The following is an 18,456-nucleotide window of genomic DNA, read 5'->3' as shown; positions in this document are numbered from 1 at the left end:
TCAGCTAAAGTTCATTTAAGCTAAGCTAGATTGGCCCTAACAATGCAATACCCAAGGAAGTGAGTATGAATAAATTAACTGCAACACTAATGGGTGGGGTCGTGCTCAGTCTGCTAGCCCCGTCGGTCACTTTGGCGAAACCTGAACATGACAAGAGAGATACTGGCTTACCTCCTGGCCTACAGAAGAAAGTAGATAAGGGTCAGCCTCTCCCTCCAGGTTGGCAGAAAAAACTGCACCGTGGTGATATCTTAGATTACGATATTTATGACCGCGGACGTATTGTTGTGCCCTTAGATAGAGAGGGAAGGATCAGTATCCAAGTCGAGGGGGCAATTATTAAATTGGATGAAAAGAGTCGCAAGATCCTCGATATCGTCAATATCATTACTGATTAGTGCAGATCATTCGTTGGCACGCTCAACTATTTTTGAGAGTGCCAACATTTTAGCCAATGCTTTTATCTCACCTTAAGTTGATTCCGATGACTACATCGTTATCGGCACATTAATAACAAGTGTTACATCTAAGCAACATGCTGATATTTATCATATCTTTACGCTCTGCTGTTTGGTCGAAAATCGGTAGGATGTTAGACTCTGCAAATATTAAGCTGCGCATAAATATAAGATGAAACGGCTGCCGTGGCGTGCAATAACTGAAGCCGTATCGATGCTAAGCATCTTAAAACCTTCGCGTACAACACAGCTTAAACTCAATAAAACAAGCATCAAAAAAGCCGTTATGTCGCCAATCTAAAGGGATGATGCGCTTGAAGCATAAGCCGAATTGCATGCATCCCATCCTAATAATGATCGCAAACTAACGCTGGATTTTGAATATGGAACAAACTTCACTTCAACGGGTTAAGCAAGCGATTGTTGCAGGTTTTTGGGCATCGCTAGCCAGTATTGTCGTGGGTTTTCTATTTAAACTTTGGTTAGCACAATGGGTAGTCAAAGCTGATCTTGCACTCTATCACACTGTTATCGATATCATTTCGTTATCACTGATCTTGATGACAGGGTTTCGCTCTTCTATGGTAGTAACCTACTCTCAAACCAAGCAAGATGTGGATATCACTAATATATTCCGCTACAGCTTAATCGCAATGGTGCTACTCGCGTGGGGCGTTGTGTTGCCTTATATCAAACACAAACTCCAGCTTAATGTAGAATATTTTCAATTGGTTGGGATTATTTTGAGTATGGGGCTCAAGGTCTATTTTACCAATCAAATTGCCATGTACCGGCTATATGCCATTTCCAATCGAGTCACTTGGTTAGAGCCACTCGCGCAAGTCACCAGCTTTTTATTCTGTTTTTATGGGTTACAACAAACTGCCATTGCATCACTCTTTTACAGTATGACACTGTCATCACTCATCGTTGCCTTCTATATGTACTTCAAACGGCGCAAGGATATCGCCACACCGCCCTTAACTGCGGTGCATTTTGATACGGATTTACGCAATTTTATGAAGAAAAGTCTGACCGCCTCAATGGAAGCGGGTGCCAGTATCTTGATGATTTACATTACAGTACTACTGACTATTGCTTATTTCAGCATAGACGAATTGGGTGATTTCCAAGTGGTAGTGCGGCCGATGATCACATACCTCACCCTACTTTTTGTCTTCCCCATTTACCGTTTTGTACTACCCGAAGTCGCAGTGTGCGTGCGAGAAAAACGCTTTGAGGAGGTTCAGCAAATCAAATCATGGCTGACAAAGGTTTCGTTGTGGGTCAGCGGAATATTTTTCGTGATGATGTTATTCGCAAGTAAGCCATTGGTGGCTTGGTTGTTTCCTGAGCAATACCTTAAAGCCGCTCCGGTATTAATGCATTTCTCCATGTTCTTTATCTTTATGATGCTTAATGGCTATCAGTTAGCCAATCTCAAAGCCCATGGCTATTTTACCCAAAGCCTACTCATACGCCTTAGTGGTATCGTCGTACTGATTGGCACTTTCTACGCTTATCGATTGTATACAGAAAATGTTGTGGCGGTGATTTTGGCCTTAGGCACAGGTTATTTAATGATGTATTTGATATCGAGACAGGTTGAAAAGCGCATTCAGCAAGGTCTTAAACACAAATAAAACCCGCTTAATCAAACCAAAAACGACAATAAAAAGGCATCCCATAAGCTAGTTTGGGATGCCAGACCAATAGAAAGCGCGATTACTCGAGTGTGCAGTTTATGTCGATTTGACCGATAACTTAACGGCCATCAATCATACGACCAAGACCGCCGAGGACTGAACCTTCACCGCGGTCGCTACCGCCAGCAGAAGGGGCGTGAGCAATAATACGATCGGCCATACGCGAGAACGGCAGACTCTGCAACCATACCGTGCCATGGCCCTTTAAGGTCGCTAAAAATAACCCCTCGCCACCAAAAAACATCGATTTTAATGAGCCTGCACGCTCAATATCATAGTCAATGCCTGGGGTAAAACCGACGAGACAACCGGTATCGACCCTTAAGGTCTCACCTTTTAGTTCCTTTTTAATCAGCGTGCCACCTGCATGGATAAACGCCATGCCATCGCCTTGTAAACTCTGCAAAATAAACCCTTCACCACCAAAAAAGCCTGTACCTAAGCGGCGGTTAAACTTCATGCTAACGCGAGTTCCGAGGGCCGCAGCGAGAAAACTGTCTTTCTGACAAACCAGCTCGCCACCATATTGGGCAAGATCTATCGCCAAAATCGTACCAGGATAAGGCGCAGCAAAGGCGACTTTGCGTTTTTGATGTCCGAGGTTCGTAAAGTGCGTCATAAAGATGCTCTCCCCGGTCAACGCCCGCTTACCCGCTCCCATTAATTTGCCAAAAAAGCCTGACTCTGGCTCGGAGCCATCGCCCATCTTAGCCTCGAAGCTAATGTCCTGCTCCAGATAATTCATTGCCCCCGCTTCAGCTATTACGGTTTCGTTTGGGTCAAGTTCTACCTCAACCAACTGCATACTGTGGCCGATGATTTCATAATCCACTTCATGACAACGTCTAGACATACGATTCCCCTTTATTCTGTCGGTCCTTATTGACTGGGCGTACTACATCCACATCGCCCACTTCTGTGAGTCACTTTATGACATAAAATGTCAAAAGGCGATTATTTTTATTGTTCTCGTTGTTTCAAATCATTTCGTAATATGAGGTTTATCCTAATCCAACGCCGTTAAACTGCTCTGCTTTAGCAAATTCCTCTAAAATCAACTCCGTAAATAGCTTACCCGCACGCCCTAGGGGCCGCTCAAGGGTCGATACTAATTGGGGGATAAAGGTATAACGACTGCCACCGACAAAGTCGACCTCCACCAACTCACCGCTCAAAAGTTCCTCTTGCACTAAAAAGTCTGGCAGCCAGCCAAAGCCGAGTCCTTTTAATAACGCATTCTTTTTCATAATAAAACCAGAAAGATAAAACACTTTATCGCCGCCGAATTGCAGCTCATCTCGATAGGTTTTATTGGGAGAGGAATCTTCGATAGTCAACTCAACGTGCTGCTGTAACTCGGATAAACTGATTTTGTTTAATTGCGCCAACGGATGTGACGCGCTAGTCACCAGCACGCTAGTAATCGCTGGCAGCGGCTGTGGATGATAATAGGGGCCGGTGCGATAATCTTTAACTAACATCAGATCCGCATTATCACGTTCGAATCTATGCTGCACACCGCCCAAAAACTCCATATTAAGCTGAATTTTTGTCGGGATTTGATGCTCAGCCATTCGTTTCAGCGCCGTCATAATCGGCTCCATCGGCAAGGCGCCATCGATCACTAACTCAAGCTTAGGTTCCCAACCTTCACTAAAACGACTGGCTAGATGTTCAATATTGGCAAGGTGTTGCAGCAATCTTTGACCTTCAGCCAAGATCACCCGTCCCTCACTTGTTAATTCGGCGCGGTATTGGTCACGGCTAAAAAGCTGCACACCTAAATGTTCCTCTAGCTTTTTAACCTGATAGCTCACCGCCGATTGCGCCTTATGCAAACGCTCGGCAGCCTTAGCAAAACTACCCTCTTCCACCAGCACTTGCAGCACATTAAAAGCATCAATATCGATGCGCATGGGGACTCCTTAGCCGAATAAAAATGTCACGCAATCGCTACGAAGCGTAAAGTAGTTAATACCATCTATTTTTTAGATTGAGATGACAGATTTATTATTCTTTTTTTTGTTCATCTAAGCAACTAAATTGATAAGAAGATCACAGTAATGCAACTTGCAACATAACAATAAGCACTGTAGGCACAGCTCACAGCGCATAAAACTCAAGGATCCACCATGCCATTTTATGTGAAACAAGGCCAAGTACCCCATAAGCGCCATATCGCATTTGAGAAGGAAAACGGCGAGCTATACCGTGAGGAGCTGTTTTCAACCCATGGTTTTTCCAATATTTACTCGAATAAATATCACCACAATATGCCGACGAAGGCCTTGGAAGTCGCGCCCTACCACCTCGGTCACGGTGCCCAATGGGAAGATTCATTAGTCCAAAACTATAAACTGGATTCGCGCACAGCCGATCGTGAAGGCAACTTCTTTAGCGCCCGCAATAAAATCTTCTATAACAATGATGTGGCACTTTACACCGCGAAAGTCACCCAAGACACCGCTGAGTTTTACCGCAATGCCTACGCCGATGAAGTGGTGTTTGTGCACGAAGGTGAAGGCACGCTCTACAGTGAATACGGCACCCTAGAGATTAAAAAATGGGACTACTTAGTGATCCCACGCGGCACTACGCATCAGCTCAAATTTAACGATTACAGCAATGTACGTTTATTCGTGATTGAAGCCTTTTCAATGGTGGAAGTGCCTAAGCATTTTCGTAATGAATACGGTCAGTTACTCGAGTCTGCCCCCTATTGTGAACGCGATCTGCGTACACCCGTATTACAAGCTGCTGTGGTTGAGCGTGGCGCCTTCCCGCTAGTCTGTAAATTTGGTGATAAGTACCAACTGACCACCTTAGAGTGGCATCCCTTTGACCTTGTAGGTTGGGACGGTTGTGTTTACCCCTGGGCATTTAACATCACCGAATACGCGCCTAAAGTCGGCAAAATTCACTTACCCCCTTCAGATCACTTAGTGTTTACCGCCCACAACTTTGTGGTGTGTAACTTTGTGCCGCGCCCCTATGACTTCCATGAGCGCGCCATTCCCGCGCCTTACTACCACAACAACATCGATAGTGACGAAGTACTGTACTACGTCGATGGCGACTTTATGAGCCGCACCGGGATTGAAGCTGGCTACATTACCCTACACCAAAAAGGCGTAGCGCACGGCCCGCAGCCCGGCCGCACCGAAGCCTCGATTGGCAAAAAAGAAACCTATGAATATGCAGTGATGGTGGACACCTTCGCCCCACTGAAACTAACCGAACATGTGCAAAATTGCATGAGTAAAGACTACAACCGCTCCTGGCTAGAAAACTAAATCTGCGCAGCAGAACTAGTGAAGGGTTTATTAACTAAGCAACTAGCCGTAAGTCACCACCGCAAACAAGGCAAAAAGAGTGACTGCGTGTTGAATTAATCAAGAGGAACAGATCATGGCAAGCGAACTTAATCCATTGGGCCTACTCGGTATCGAATTTACCGAATTCGCCAGCCCCGACAGCGATTTTATGCACAAAGTGTTTATCGACTTTGGTTTTTCACTGCTGAAAAAAGCCAAGAATAAAGACATTTTGTACTACAAACAAAATGATATTAACTTCCTGCTCAATAAGGAGCGCGAAGGGTTTTCGGCAGAATTTGCCAAATCCCACGGTCCTGCAATTTGCTCTATGGGCTGGCGTGTAGAAGATGCAAGCTTTGCTCACCGCGTAGCGGTGGAGCGCGGCGCCAAAGCCGTAGCCGATTCGGCCAAGGATCTGCCCTATCCTGCAATTTATGGTATTGGCGATAGCTTAATTTATTTTATCGACACCTTCGGTGCCGACAACAATATCTATGCCACTGACTTTGAAGACTTAAGTGAACAAGTTATCACCCAAGAGAAAGGCTTTATTGAAGTCGACCACTTAACCAATAACGTCTATAAAGGCACCATGGAACATTGGGCCAACTTCTACAAAAACATCTTTGGGTTTACCGAAGTCCGCTACTTCGACATCAGCGGCGTACAAACCGCACTGGTGTCTTACGCCCTGCGCTCACCCGATGGCAGCTTCTGCATTCCGATTAACGAAGGTAAAGGCAACGATAAGAACCAAATCGATGAATACCTGAAGGAATACAATGGTCCTGGCGTACAACACTTAGCCTTTAGAAGCCGTGATATCGTAAAATCCTTGGATGCGATGGAAGGCAGCTCAATCCAATGCTTGGATATTATTCCCGAATATTACGACACCATTTTCGATAAAGTCCCGCAAGTGACCGAAAATCGTGAACGTATCAAGCATCACCAAATTCTGGTGGACGGTGACGAATCAGGCTATTTATTGCAGATCTTCACTAAGAACCTGTTTGGCCCAATCTTTATCGAAATCATTCAACGTAAGAACAACTTAGGTTTTGGTGAAGGTAACTTTACCGCCCTGTTCCAATCGATTGAACGCGATCAAATGCGCCGCGGCGTACTGTAACAACAGTGAGTGAGATAGATTGAATGATGCCGCTCGCTTTACTGCGAGCGGCATTTTTATCGCTAAGCTTTTTAACCGCAAACATGGGTTAGGTTTATGCCGTCTGCTGCGCGAGTTGAGAATCCTCATGTAACTCGGCAAATAAATAGACCAAACACAAACTGTTTAACGGCATGACGGGGTTAGTCCAAATCATTCGGCTGTGACGCCCAGCGTCGCCGAAAATCTCGAGCAATAAATCCGAAGCGCCATCGAGTGCTTTGGGATGTTCAAAGCAAGATTGATGAACATTTAGCACCCCTTCTAAGCGGTAAATTTGTTTTATTCGCGACAGCTCACCACAAGCCTGTTTCAATTGCGCTATGGCATTTAGGGTAGCAAGACGACAGGCCGCGTAACCTTCAGCAACAGTATGATCTGCGCCCAATTGTCCTTGATACTTAAGCTTCCCCTGTAAATAGGGAAACTGACCCGAAGTCATTAATTGGCTACCAACAATTGAATAAGGTTCGTAATTTCCAAGCGCCGCTGCAACTTCAGGTAATTCAAGCCCAGCAGCCACTAACCGCGATTCGGGAGTGTTCATCATAATGTCACCTCCTGAGATGTGACATTCGAAGGATTAAGCAGCGGAGCTAACCACGTCGTCAAATGCGAAGGATTGGCTTCCAGCCAGTTCGCAGCGGCCTCATCTTCCGTCATTCCTTGTCGATTAACCGCATAATCGAGTTCTGCAACAATTTGATTCGATAACACTATGCTATCAAGTACTTGAATTTGTGCAGGCGAGAAATTAATCGCTAACTCGCGTTCACGGGCGAGCAAAACCGCTTTATCTTTTCCCCCGAGTAACCCTTTTGAGTCCTGAAGATCACGAATACCATATTGATGGTGTAAAAATTGCGGATGCCACAATGGCACAATGACCCAGTCCCGTACTGACACTGCCGATTCAAATGCCGCCACACAATCGGCCTGAGTACCCGTTCTAAACTGATAACCTGCCGCAGCTAATCCATATTGCGCCATGATATTTTTAGAAAAACGGGTGATACCTGCACCTTCACCAATACCTTGAATAATCGGCCGCATCCGTTGTTTTACCTCAGGTTTAAGCAAGTCTTCGATGCGTGAAACCGCATCTTCAGGCACATAATCTGGTACACCCCAAAGTGCGTAAGGCTCATAATGTAGCCCTAATTCACGCGTTGCGGCTTGAGTCTCAACCTCCTGCCGATACACGCCATGACTGTGAGGTAACCAAGCCGAGCAAAGCAAATCTATCTGCCCAAGCTTGAGCCGATTAAAATTGGCCTCATGCAGGGCATAACTTAGCTCAACTTGTTTGCCCATCCGTCGCATTACTTGGGCAACAACTGCCGCCGTTACCCGATGAAAGCTTAAATCCGTTACACCTAAACGAATTGGCATTGTGTGATGATGGGCATGTTGGTCATTACATAATTGTTTTTGTTGAAGATCATCGATTAAGTTCATTGCTATCGCTCCAAGGGAAAACAAGCTAGATGAGGCAACACGCCCACGGTTATCAATTGTGCTATCGTGCGAGATCGACTTGCGACATTTAGGCTGATCCCTCAGGCAAAATTGCCAGTCTTTCCATCGCGACACCCACGATGGCGTTATCTCTTGCATAGGGAAAAATCATTTCCACCGTAATGCCATTGGGATCTTCAATAAATAATTGATGCTCTCCAATCTCTGGGACAATTCGCTCCCTAAATGGGCATTGTTGTCGACATAGATGCTGCTGCATTTGGGCCAAATTCGTCCCCCGAAAAGAAAGGTGATCAACCCGACCCGAACCAAACAGTGCACTGCTCTCGCCCAAATAAGCATCTAACGCTCGACTGCCAACTTCCACTAAATGCAAAATAGGTTTCTCTTGCGCATAAAGCCAATGACCAGGAAAACCAAACCGTGGCCGCCAACCTTGCGTTAATCCAAGGATGACTTGATAAAACTGAACCGTTTCAGCCAATATCGGGGTACGGATCGTAAAGTGGTCTAATCCAACAATATTCATGTGATTTACTCCTGGTTTTAACAGTTAGTTACCCGGAACACCGGCAGCTAATGGCTTAAAGCGGAAGATATAATAAGGTGGACGATTTTCTGCTTTGCCATTGTTTAATGCAGCGGACAGCGGCAGTTGGGCAGCGCCAGTATACAGGTAGCCCTCTTTGCCAAAGCTCACACCATCAGGCCATACCATGCGCTCGTCATGCACATAGGTTTGATATTGGCGACCCGTGGCACGGATAATGCCGATAGCGCGCTCACCCACATCGGTTAGATAAAGATTATCTGCTGAATCAATGCTTAACCCGCCGTTATTTGGCTTATCCGCGTATTCTTCAACCTTGGCGGATAGCGCCTTCGGGCTGAGATCCGGGTTAAGTAGATCTGCCATCGCGACACGATAGACTTTGTCCTTATTCATCGGCGCAAAATAAAGCCAATGTTGGGCACTGTCTAAGGCAATACCATCGGCGCCAACAAACACGTCAATACGCTTTGGATTGGCACTGGTACTATCAATAATCAGTGGTCGCTTCAGATCAGGCATCACGCTAGTATCCCCCTGTAATACACGCCGACTCTTACCCGTGGTTAAATCCACGACAACTAAGGCAGCCTTATCACCAACAGGACCCGTTGCAATACCTTCATCAGCAATCACAATCGCTTGATGACGGTTTGAAATAACAAAGTCATTGTGCTGCGATTCAGGAATAGACACAGGGAATGGCAACGGAATAATCCGGTCTAATTGATTTTTACGGGTATCCCATGCCACCAACTTAGGCTCAATTCGGGGTTCAGCTTGGCCAGAATCGAGCAACCATACTCGGTCCCGATCGTCGGTTCGCAAACCTAAAACCCAATTTAAACAAGTATTAGGATCTTTCGGTTTTCCTTGAGGATCATGACATTGTTGCCAATCTGAATTAGGAAATGGGTTTACTTTGCCATCTGCCAACAATTCACCCACCTTGACTTTAGGTTGATAAAAAGGGTGATAACTAAAGATAAGCCTATCGGTTGAGGTAAAACTAATGCCGCCAACAGCACCATCAAGTGTGGCATAAACCTCAGGTTGTGCCTGTGGTATTGCAGCTTGCTGAGCCATCAGGTTAGGTGAGATAAATGCTTGGCCTGTTAACATGACGAGCGAAGCGATGAGGGGGTGATAAGAATTAAATTTCATAAGCTTGCTCCTATTTTGAACCCGCTAATACAGTCAAGTTCGCTTCAGCTAAGCGATGTTGCCATAGATAAAAACCCACTAAGGCAGGACTAGCATTGGCGTCAATCGGTAACTTCGCAACATCCAAGGCATGCACTGTCCATACATATCGGTGTTCACGTCCCTTAGGTGGGCAAGGGCCAAAAAATCCTGGCTTACCTAAATCCGTATTGGCCTCAATCGCCTCAGCGGGTAATGTTCCTCCATTTACCCCACCTTCCAATTGATTGATTTGTGATGGAATGTTGTAAACCACTCGATGCCAGAAACCACTACCAGTGGGGGCATCTTTATCATAAAAAGTGACCGCAAAACTTTGAGTACCTTTTGGGGCGTGTTCCCAGGTTAACTTTGGAGCCAGATTGGCACCCGAACAACCAAATTGATTCCAATAATAATCGGCCGGAATAGAGGTATTAGGTGCTAAATTACTCTGCAAGCTAAACGTTGTAGCGCTATGTAATGAAGTCGTTTTAATGGGCTTATCTTGCGCACTCATGCTTGCCGGACTTAATAACATAGCACTGGTTATAAGAGACAATTGAAACAAATAAGCAGTAGAAAATCCTTGTATCATCGTATTCACTCACTATAGAAATAGAATTGTGAACAAGCATAACCTGAGTTCTTAGTTTGATAAGTCACGCTTTATTGATATTAGTTTCAAAAATTATTAGATAATCTCTTAAGGTTTTTTTTAATTGAATAAGTTATGCTGCATTCTAATCACTAAATCACATCAACATAATTTACCGTATCTCGCTGCCATAAAACTGCAATGCCACTTAATATGACCTTTATGCTTAGGCTGCTTTCTATTCAGCTGCTTTCTATTCAAAAAATGAGGAAAAATCCATGTATCAGCCTTGGTTTCCACTTAATACTCCGCTAAAGCTCTATCCACTTGTACATTGCCAACTAGATAATCTTTCATTAACACTTAGTTGGCAGCAAGACTCTGTGACCATGACAATCCATTTCGATACCATTGCGGGATTACAGGTAGTTGATGAATCAAGCTATCAGACTTATTTGAGTCATGTTGGTAATCGTAATATTACCTTTCCGTTAGATGAAGACCTAAACATCAGCGCAAAAAGCAGTGAATATTTTAGGTTGCCATGGCCGATATGGAAGTCGGTAAAAAATACCCGGCTTGATTGTTATGGTGAGCTAGGCAAACACATTTACACTCAGTTATACAGTTATTATATTGTTAGCCAAGAATGCGTATATTTAATTGATACCGAATGCGAACCTGAAGTTACACAATTGCTCATTTAAACATAATTGATTATTTTAAAAGCACTGTTTTAAAAGTCTTATATCAATATCAGCCTAATTGGGTTCACGGTTAATCACATGTAAAAACGCGAGCATAGCCTGCTCATCTTTAAACGATACGATTACAAGAGACTTGTTTACAGGAAATCCTATTTAAACAAGCCATAACCGTTCTTTTTGTAAATTGGACAACTAGCTCTTGGCAATCATCCTGATGGTTCACTCCTCCCTCGTTCGAAACAGAGAGTTAGCGGTAAGTAACCCCATTCAGCCATAGAAAAAGAAACATCATCCTGTCTACGTTGGCTAACTTAAGCATTTTCATTACACTAGCGTTCCAGTTAATTTAATATAGACCGCTTAGACCATGCCAGACTTTGCCTTACTCGCTGTTTTTATTCCGACGTTCTTTTTTGTTTCTATCACACCGGGTATGTGTATGACACTTGCCATGACGCTTGGGATGAGCATTGGTGTGCGCCGTACCCTGTGGATGATGCTCGGCGAGCTTGTTGGGGTAGCCTTGGTCGCGACCGCTGCGGTCATGGGAGTGGCCAGCATTATGCTTAACTATCCAGAAGTCTTTCAGGTATTTAAATGGGTGGGCGGCATCTACTTAGGCTATATCGGCGTGCAGATGTGGCGCGCCCGAGGCAAGATGGCCATGCTTAGCGATGATGACACTAACCCAAAAGCCAGTAACTTTACGCTGATTTCACAGGGTTTTATTACCGCCATTGCTAACCCTAAGGGTTGGGCGTTTATGGTGTCACTTCTGCCGCCATTTATTAATGCCGAACGCGAGGTTGCGCCGCAACTTCTTGCCCTCCTAAGCATTATTATGGTGACAGAGTTTACTTCCATGTTGGCCTACGCCAGTGGCGGTAAGAGTCTGAGAATATTTTTAAGTCGCGGCGATAATATTCGTTGGCTAAATCGTATCGCCGGTAGCCTAATGATTGGCGTTGGGATCTGGTTAGCTGTGAGCTAATCAAGTATTCACTCTTGAGTGATATGTACTTAGCACATCACTCTTTTATGTAGACCCATTAGCGTCGCAGCAACGCATTTGTTGACGCGACGCTTCACTTTTGTGGTGGTTATTGGCCCTTTTTATAGGGCAACAGTTCACACATCTGCTGCATATACACTTGCATTTGCGCGGCTTCCTCCTCGGTAAAATGAGCAATCGCTCGCTTAAAGTCGGGATGGGCAATATTATGATAGGAATAGAGTGCTACAGGCTCAAAACCGCGCAGCACTTTATGTTCCCCCTGCGCGCCAGCATCAAATACATCAATCCCATGGGCGATGCAGTATTCAATGCCCTGATAATAACAGGCCTCAAAGTGTAATCCCTCAAGCTCAACAATACTGCCCCAGTAACGACCAAACAGGCATGTCTGCCCCTGCTCGTTGCGCCCCGTAAAATACAGCGCGCCCGCTAACATCTGCCCTTTCGCATCACTCACAACAAGCAAGACAATTTGCTCGGCCAACCGCTCGGCAATCATGTTAAAAAATGTTGGAGTTAAATAGCCCCTATGGCCGGAGCGCTTAAGGTAAGTTAATTGATAACATTCAATAAAATGCTGCCATTGCTGACTGCTAATATCCGCTCCCGCGACAAATTGATATTGCAATCCATAGGGTTGGAGCTGAGCGCGCTCCTTGAGGATGTTTTTACGCTTACGGGAAGTCAGCACCGCTAAAAAGGCTTCAAAATCCTTATAGCCACGGTTATGCCAATGGAACTGGGTGCTTAAACGCCGAAGTGCGGTGTGATTAGATGCCTCTGCAAATAGCGCTTGCTGCGAAGACGAGACAAATAAACTATGCCAAGAAGACATAGGCGCATCCGCATTGGCTAATTGCTCATTTAAACACGTAAATACGACGCGACTTAGCTGCTGCGCTTCCTCTGCCAAAAGCGTAGGCGATAACCCCAACCGCCGCCCCTGCACCGGCGTAAACGGAATGGCATTTAATAATTTAGGATAATATTCAAGGCCATGACGCTCATAGGCCTGCGCCCACGCCCAATCAAACACATATTCGCCATAGGAGTGAAATTTTTGATAAAGCGGCATCAATGCCAGCAGCGGTAAAGCCATAAAATCTGCGGCATCTTTTGGACTAATGATTACGGTATCCGACGCTAATTCTTGTGCAAACTCACTGCCAGTGGCGTCGAATACACACAGATGATGTGGACGCCACCCCGTGGCGGCGCAGGCCGACAAACTCTCCTCTAAGCTCAGTAAATAGGCATGTCGGACAAAGGGATTATCCCTCCCCATCAAGCTATCCCAATTATCGGCGTCAATACTCTGCACCGCGCTGGCAAAAGCGAAAATGAGTTGTCTCATGAGTTGAATTCTTATCCGTTAAACACACTAAGCCAAGATCCAAGGTTGCAATTAAGCCTAATTCTCGGCACATTGCATAGTCATAATGAAAATAAATTCAGGATTGAATATGCGCCGCGCAGTACCTTTTAGACCTCTAATTCTCGCCATCGCCATGGCACTGCCTTTATTGTCTTCGCCCACTCTCCATGCTGAAGAGCCTTCGATTTTCAGCCAAATGGCCACGGCACAACCCGTATGGGCAAAACATGGCATGGTCGCCAGCCAAGAAACCTTGGCCAGTCGCACAGGGGTTGAAATCTTGAAACAAGGCGGTAATGCCGTCGATGCTGCGGTGGCGGTGGCATTCAGTTTAGCGGTTACCTTACCCCGTGCTGGCAATATTGGCGGCGGTGGCTTTATGCTCGTTCATCTGGCCAAAGAAAATAAAACTATCGCTATCGATTATCGGGAAATGGCGCCATCAAAGGCAAAAAAAGACATTTTCCTCGATGAGAATGGCGATGCGGTGACTAAATTAAGCCGTGAACATGGCCTTGCTGTCGGTGTACCTGGCACCGTAATGGGCATGAGTTTAGCCCTTGAAAAATATGGCACTATGACCATGGCACAGGTCACAGCGCCCGCCATCAAAATGGCACAGGAAGGGATTAGCGTTAGCCCAGATTTGGCGGTTTCCCTTGCAGGCTTAAAGCGCCGCATGAGTCAATGGCCAAGCACAGCAGCCATCTTCTATAAGGCCGACGGTAGCGACTTCCAAGTGGATGATATTTTAAAGCAGCCAGAACTCGCCCACTCCCTGCAACTCATCGCCGAGAAAGGCACCAAGGGGTTCTACGAAGGTGAAACTGCAGAAAAGCTGGTTAAGGCCGTGCAAGAAGCTGGCGGTATCATGACCTTAGAAGATCTAAAACACTACAAAGCGGTTGAGCGTGAACCCGTTCGTGGTCAATACCGAGGATATGAGGTGGTTTCGATGCCACCGCCATCTTCAGGTGGTGTGCATATTATTGAAATGCTTAATGTGTTGCAGCAATTCCCTATCGATAAATTCGGTCACAATACGGCGCAAACTATCCATGTGATGGCTGAAACCATGAAGCATGCCTACGCCGATCGCAGCGAATATTTAGGCGATCCCGATTTTTATAAAGTGCCCGTCAAGCAACTAACGGATAAGGACTACGCCCAAAAAATTGCCAGCCAAATTGCCCTGAACAAAACAACGCCAAGCGAAGAAATCAAACCCGGTAATCTAGCGCCCTATGAGAGTGACCAAACCACGCACTACTCGGTGGTCGATAAATGGGGTAATGCGGTGTCCAACACTTACACCTTAAACTTCAGCTACGGCTCGGGCTTAGTCGCCAAAGGCACGGGGATTTTACTCAATAACGAAATGGATGATTTTTCCGCAAAACCAGGTACCCCTAACGGTTATGGCTTAGTGGGTGGCGATGCCAACGCGGTGGAAGGTAATAAACGTCCATTAAGTTCAATGAGCCCCACCATAGTGATGAAAGACGGCAAACCCTTCTTAGTAACGGGCAGCCCAGGCGGTTCACGCATCATTACCACCACGCTGCAAATCATTATGAACGTAATTGACCACGGCTTAAACATTGCCGAAGCCAGCAATGCTGCGCGGGTACATCACCAATGGCTCCCCGATGAACTGCGGGTCGAAACCAGCCTGAACCGCGATACTATTTCATTACTCGAAGCCAAAGGCCATAAGGTGAAAGTGCAATCGGCCATGGGTAGCACTCAATCCATTATGGTGACAGACCAAGGGATATTTGGCGCCACCGATCCCCGTCATTCAGGTAGCGAAGCCGTCGGTTACTAATAGCTGATTGATACAAGTGATATGTAAAAAGGCAAGGAAGCCATGGATTGGAGCGATAAGGCTAAGCGCAAAGCTGCTGGATATTGAGCATTCAAGCTAAGCCGCGATAACGGCTCTCTCAGCAAGAGTCAAGCAAACGACAAAAGCAGATTATTACTAGCAAATGTCGGGCTTTACATTCGCTAATCTCCTATCACTTAGTGATGTGAATGCCGTGTCGTAATAGACACGGCATTCACAGCTCTAACTTACAGGAATGATTATTTAAAAGTTATAGCTTAGGTTTAACTCAATATTCCGTGGTTCACCGAAGAAACCTTGGTTGTAAAAATCAATGCTGGAGTAATATTTTTTATCAAATAAGTTATTGATATTTAGTTGAACTTTAGCATCATCTGTCAGTTGATAGCTTGTCATCAGATTGACTAGATAATAGCTATCTTGCTCGGAACGCTCGCCATTGGGACCTGCGTCATCTTTGTAAATTCTACTCTGCCAGCTTAAGTTACCACCGACTGTAAGATCCGCGAGTGCACCATCAAAGTGATAAAGCGAGGATAAACGAATCAGATCCTTCGGTAAATGAGTGCTAAAGGCTGCCCCGTCTTGATCTTCAGATGTACTATGGGTATAGCTGAAAAACAGATCCCAATCTTCTACTGGTCTACCGTTCAACTCAACTTCATAACCTTGGTTACTGGTTCCGTCCACTCCACGCATTGGATAGCTACCATCTGGTAGAGGTGTGGGATAATTTGGGTCACGTTCTGCCACATTTTCCTTTTGCACTTTAAATACGGCAATACTGGCGGTCAGTTTCTCATCGAAGAAATCCCCTTTCGCACCCAGTTCTATATTATTTCCGGTCATGGGATCTAAGCGCTTATTGTTCGCGTCTTTTGCATCCTGTGGCTGGAAAATTTCGGTATAACTGGTGTAAATCGAGATGCTATCGTTCAGGTTGTATATAAGGCCCGCGTAGGGCGTAAAAACATCGCTATTGTTGTAGTCAGCCGCCGCGTTTGATTCAAACTTATATTGGCTAATGCGGCCACCCAGTAACAACATCCATTGATCATGTAAATTAATTTGGGTCGCGAGATAGGCCCCTTTTTGAATTTCCTCACCTTCTTGATAGATTGGCGTCGACGGATAATTAGGTTCGGCAACTGAGCCATCCCATTCGAAGAAGTTACCAATACTTATGCTATTCAATGGGTAATAGGAATCTGCGGTTGTGTCTTGCTTAGAATACAATAAACCCGCAGTCAATTTATGCTCGCGACCAAAGAGCTCAAATGGCCCTGAAGCAAATAGTCGCGCTGCATCTTGTTTACGGGTCGATTGATAGATCATCGCCGATGCCCCCATTCCTAACCCTGTCGTTTTATCCGGTGCGCCATAGAGATACAGCAAGTGTCCGTCCATCTCATCTTCACGATGTTCGACGTCAAATTTAAGGTCCCAATTATTATCAAAATCATGTTCAAGCGTGGCAAAGACATTCGCGCCATTACGTTGCCAACTCGACCAAGAGGCTGCGGTTGTGGTCGAGCGAGGTAGATCATTGGCCAAACTGCCATCCGCATAAAATAGAGGAAGACCACCCCAAGTTGAGCCTTTTGGATCACGGTCACTGTAATCAGCACCTAGGGTAAATAAGGTACTGTCACTGAGTTTTGCCGTGATCACGCCATAAACTTGGAGGTTTTCATCTTTGGCAAGATCAATATAACTATCTGACTTCTCATAGGCCGCGGCAAAACGAGCCTGCACAGCACCACTATCCGTCACATCAACAGAGGCATCGCCTTCAACGCGGTAGCTATCCCATGAACCGACTTTTGCGCTGACATAGCCGCCAGGTGTCGCTTTAGGACGCTTGCGGATAAGGTTAATTGCCGCCGATGGTTCACCCGCTCCTGTTAAGAGTCCCGTTGCTCCACGGACCACTTCGACGCGGTCAAATAATATAGTGTCAGTTGAGGCGTCATTAAAGAAACTCGAATAGTTAACGGGCACACCATCAAACTGGAAATTAGTAATGGGATTACCACGAGAGCTAAAGAAATAGCGGTTGGTTTCAGCTTTTTGAGCATAAATGCCAGGGGTTAAAAACATTAAGTCCGCGACACTATTAAGTGAGAAACTTTGAATAAACTCTTGATCGATAATGGTAACGGATTGTGGCGTTTCCCGCAGAGTTAAAGGTAACCCTGTTGCCGTTGCGGCCTTATCTAAACGACTTCCCTTGATACTGATGACCTCAATATTAGTCGCGGACTTGTCTTCACTTGCGTAGGTGCTTGGTGCGAATAAAAAACTCGCAATGAGTGTAGCTAACAGCGTTTTTTGCATCATGATTCCCCATCATTGTTGTTTGAGAGATGTATTCTAATTGAAAATAATTATCAATACACAAAATTGATAACAATTCTCATTACATTTACACTCTGAAATTCGTAAAATGCTGGGAACATCACATGCTGAAGGCGGGCCTCAATGTTGGTTTATGTAGCATGGCTAGCTAGATCGCCATCTAGATCTTATTCGATACCCTCTGTTTTACGGGCCTTTAGGATTCACTCAGCAATAGATGAAACTCACCTATTGCTTACCGCCATGCGTTCAATCCTTATGAATAAGATTGACTTAGCATTCACTCACTCTATATTATCCAGCTCTAACATATGAATTAAAAAGGAATTTATTGTGTCAATGTTCTTGCTGATTTTGCTGTTGCTCTTCGCTAGCATGATGTTTTTCGGCATATTGAGTTATTCACTCGGTCGCAAAAAAACGACAAATCCTAAGCTCACAGGGATGCTAGGTGCAGTACTGGGATTGTTTCCGTTATTGGGCGTTATTTTCTTGATTGTCTTAGTGCTAAAAGCTGATATCACAACCCCGAGCATCCCCCAGGAATAGTCACAAGCTCTAGTTAATTTAGAGCGAAAATATTATCGTAATGAGTTGTTTCGCCAGAAGCACTCTTCAAGAGACAGTTGGATTTGTGTTGGTTTCAACTGTCATTTCGGATGTCGATCTTAAAGAAGATACTGACTCGCAT

Annotated in this window: 17 protein-coding genes; 8 read left to right on the top strand and 9 right to left on the bottom strand. The window is 45.2% G+C overall.

All coding sequences use genetic code 11. The features are described 5' to 3' along the window. The first annotated feature begins 65 nt into the window (after positions 1–65). Complete coding sequence (locus IEY09_RS13155; protein ID WP_037425338.1) at positions 66–398, top strand: hypothetical protein; 333 nt, start codon at positions 66–68, stop codon at positions 396–398. Positions 399–841: 443 nt separating this feature from the next. Next, entirely contained in the window at positions 842–2,101 is a 1,260-nt protein-coding gene (locus IEY09_RS13150; RefSeq protein WP_144375961.1) for a lipopolysaccharide biosynthesis protein, read from the top strand. A 121-nt stretch (positions 2,102–2,222) separates the two neighbouring features. Here the strand turns inward: IEY09_RS13150 and IEY09_RS13145 are convergent, their stop codons facing one another. Further along, positions 2,223–3,017: a TIGR00266 family protein gene (locus IEY09_RS13145; protein ID WP_144346315.1), complete on the bottom strand. Its 795-nt coding sequence runs from the start codon at positions 3,015–3,017 to the stop codon at positions 2,223–2,225. Between the two features lie 148 nt (positions 3,018–3,165). Then, entirely contained in the window at positions 3,166–4,080 is a 915-nt protein-coding gene (locus IEY09_RS13140; protein ID WP_037417642.1) for a LysR family transcriptional regulator, read from the bottom strand. 216 nt (positions 4,081–4,296) lie between these two features. On the opposite strand from IEY09_RS13140, the gene IEY09_RS13135 reads away from it, so the two are divergent. Both IEY09_RS13135 and hppD read left to right on the top strand, forming a co-directional pair. Continuing rightward, positions 4,297–5,457: a homogentisate 1,2-dioxygenase gene (locus tag IEY09_RS13135; RefSeq protein WP_037417639.1), complete on the top strand. Its 1,161-nt coding sequence runs from the start codon at positions 4,297–4,299 to the stop codon at positions 5,455–5,457. A gap of 115 nt (positions 5,458–5,572) precedes the next feature. Then, complete coding sequence (gene hppD, locus IEY09_RS13130) at positions 5,573–6,613, top strand: 4-hydroxyphenylpyruvate dioxygenase (protein WP_037417636.1); 1,041 nt, start codon at positions 5,573–5,575, stop codon at positions 6,611–6,613. A 94-nt stretch (positions 6,614–6,707) separates the two neighbouring features. On the opposite strand, the gene IEY09_RS13125 is transcribed toward hppD, so the two are convergent. From IEY09_RS13125 to IEY09_RS13105, 5 genes are all read right to left on the bottom strand, one after another. Further along, positions 6,708–7,202 carry an Atu1372/SO_1960 family protein gene (locus tag IEY09_RS13125; protein ID WP_037417633.1) on the bottom strand — a complete coding sequence of 165 codons (495 nt, stop codon included), beginning with the start codon at positions 7,200–7,202 and terminating at the stop codon, positions 6,708–6,710. Continuing rightward, positions 7,199–8,110 (bottom strand): glycine betaine ABC transporter substrate-binding protein, encoded by a 912-nt coding sequence (locus IEY09_RS13120; RefSeq protein WP_229777909.1) that lies wholly within the window; start codon positions 8,108–8,110, stop codon positions 7,199–7,201. Before IEY09_RS13120 ends, IEY09_RS13125 begins: the two co-directional genes overlap by 4 nt. Positions 8,111–8,198: 88 nt before the next feature. Continuing rightward, positions 8,199–8,660, bottom strand: coding sequence for a VOC family protein (locus IEY09_RS13115; protein ID WP_037417625.1), 462 nt, complete (start codon positions 8,658–8,660; stop codon positions 8,199–8,201). Positions 8,661–8,684: 24 nt separating this feature from the next. Then, positions 8,685–9,845, bottom strand: a complete 1,161-nt coding sequence (locus IEY09_RS13110) for an L-dopachrome tautomerase-related protein (RefSeq protein WP_188871389.1) — start codon at positions 9,843–9,845, stop codon at positions 8,685–8,687. A gap of 10 nt (positions 9,846–9,855) precedes the next feature. Further along, positions 9,856–10,383, bottom strand: a complete 528-nt coding sequence (locus IEY09_RS13105) for a YbhB/YbcL family Raf kinase inhibitor-like protein (protein WP_229777908.1) — start codon at positions 10,381–10,383, stop codon at positions 9,856–9,858. Positions 10,384–10,739: 356 nt separating this feature from the next. Between IEY09_RS13105 and IEY09_RS13100 the strand changes: the two genes are divergently transcribed. Then, entirely contained in the window at positions 10,740–11,168 is a 429-nt protein-coding gene (locus IEY09_RS13100; RefSeq protein WP_188871386.1) for a hypothetical protein, read from the top strand. A 367-nt stretch (positions 11,169–11,535) separates the two neighbouring features. Further along, a complete protein-coding gene (locus IEY09_RS13095; RefSeq protein ID WP_023265678.1) occupies positions 11,536–12,159 on the top strand; it encodes a LysE family translocator in 624 nt (207 codons plus the stop codon). Positions 12,160–12,268: 109 nt separating this feature from the next. Here IEY09_RS13095 and IEY09_RS13090 read toward each other — a convergent pair whose 3' ends face one another. Further along, positions 12,269–13,537, bottom strand: coding sequence for a GNAT family N-acetyltransferase (locus tag IEY09_RS13090; RefSeq protein WP_188871384.1), 1,269 nt, complete (start codon positions 13,535–13,537; stop codon positions 12,269–12,271). A gap of 109 nt (positions 13,538–13,646) precedes the next feature. Here IEY09_RS13090 and ggt point away from each other — a divergent pair, with 109 nt between their 5' ends. Continuing rightward, a complete protein-coding gene (gene ggt / locus IEY09_RS13085) occupies positions 13,647–15,386 on the top strand; it encodes a gamma-glutamyltransferase (RefSeq protein ID WP_037417613.1) in 1,740 nt (579 codons plus the stop codon). A gap of 264 nt (positions 15,387–15,650) precedes the next feature. Here the strand turns inward: ggt and IEY09_RS13080 are convergent, their stop codons facing one another. Further along, positions 15,651–17,744: a TonB-dependent siderophore receptor gene (locus tag IEY09_RS13080; protein ID WP_188871427.1), complete on the bottom strand. Its 2,094-nt coding sequence runs from the start codon at positions 17,742–17,744 to the stop codon at positions 15,651–15,653. Positions 17,745–18,098: 354 nt separating this feature from the next. On the opposite strand from IEY09_RS13080, the gene IEY09_RS13075 reads away from it, so the two are divergent. Beyond that, positions 18,099–18,314, top strand: a complete 216-nt coding sequence (locus tag IEY09_RS13075; protein ID WP_144375970.1) for a hypothetical protein — start codon at positions 18,099–18,101, stop codon at positions 18,312–18,314. The last annotated feature ends 142 nt before the right edge of the window (positions 18,315–18,456 follow it).

It is taken from the genome of Shewanella xiamenensis, assembly GCF_014647135.1.
Taxonomy (GTDB): Bacteria; Pseudomonadota; Gammaproteobacteria; order Enterobacterales; family Shewanellaceae; genus Shewanella; species Shewanella xiamenensis.
Note: the sequence above shows the minus strand (reverse complement) of the source record. Positions and strands in the feature narration are given on the sequence as shown.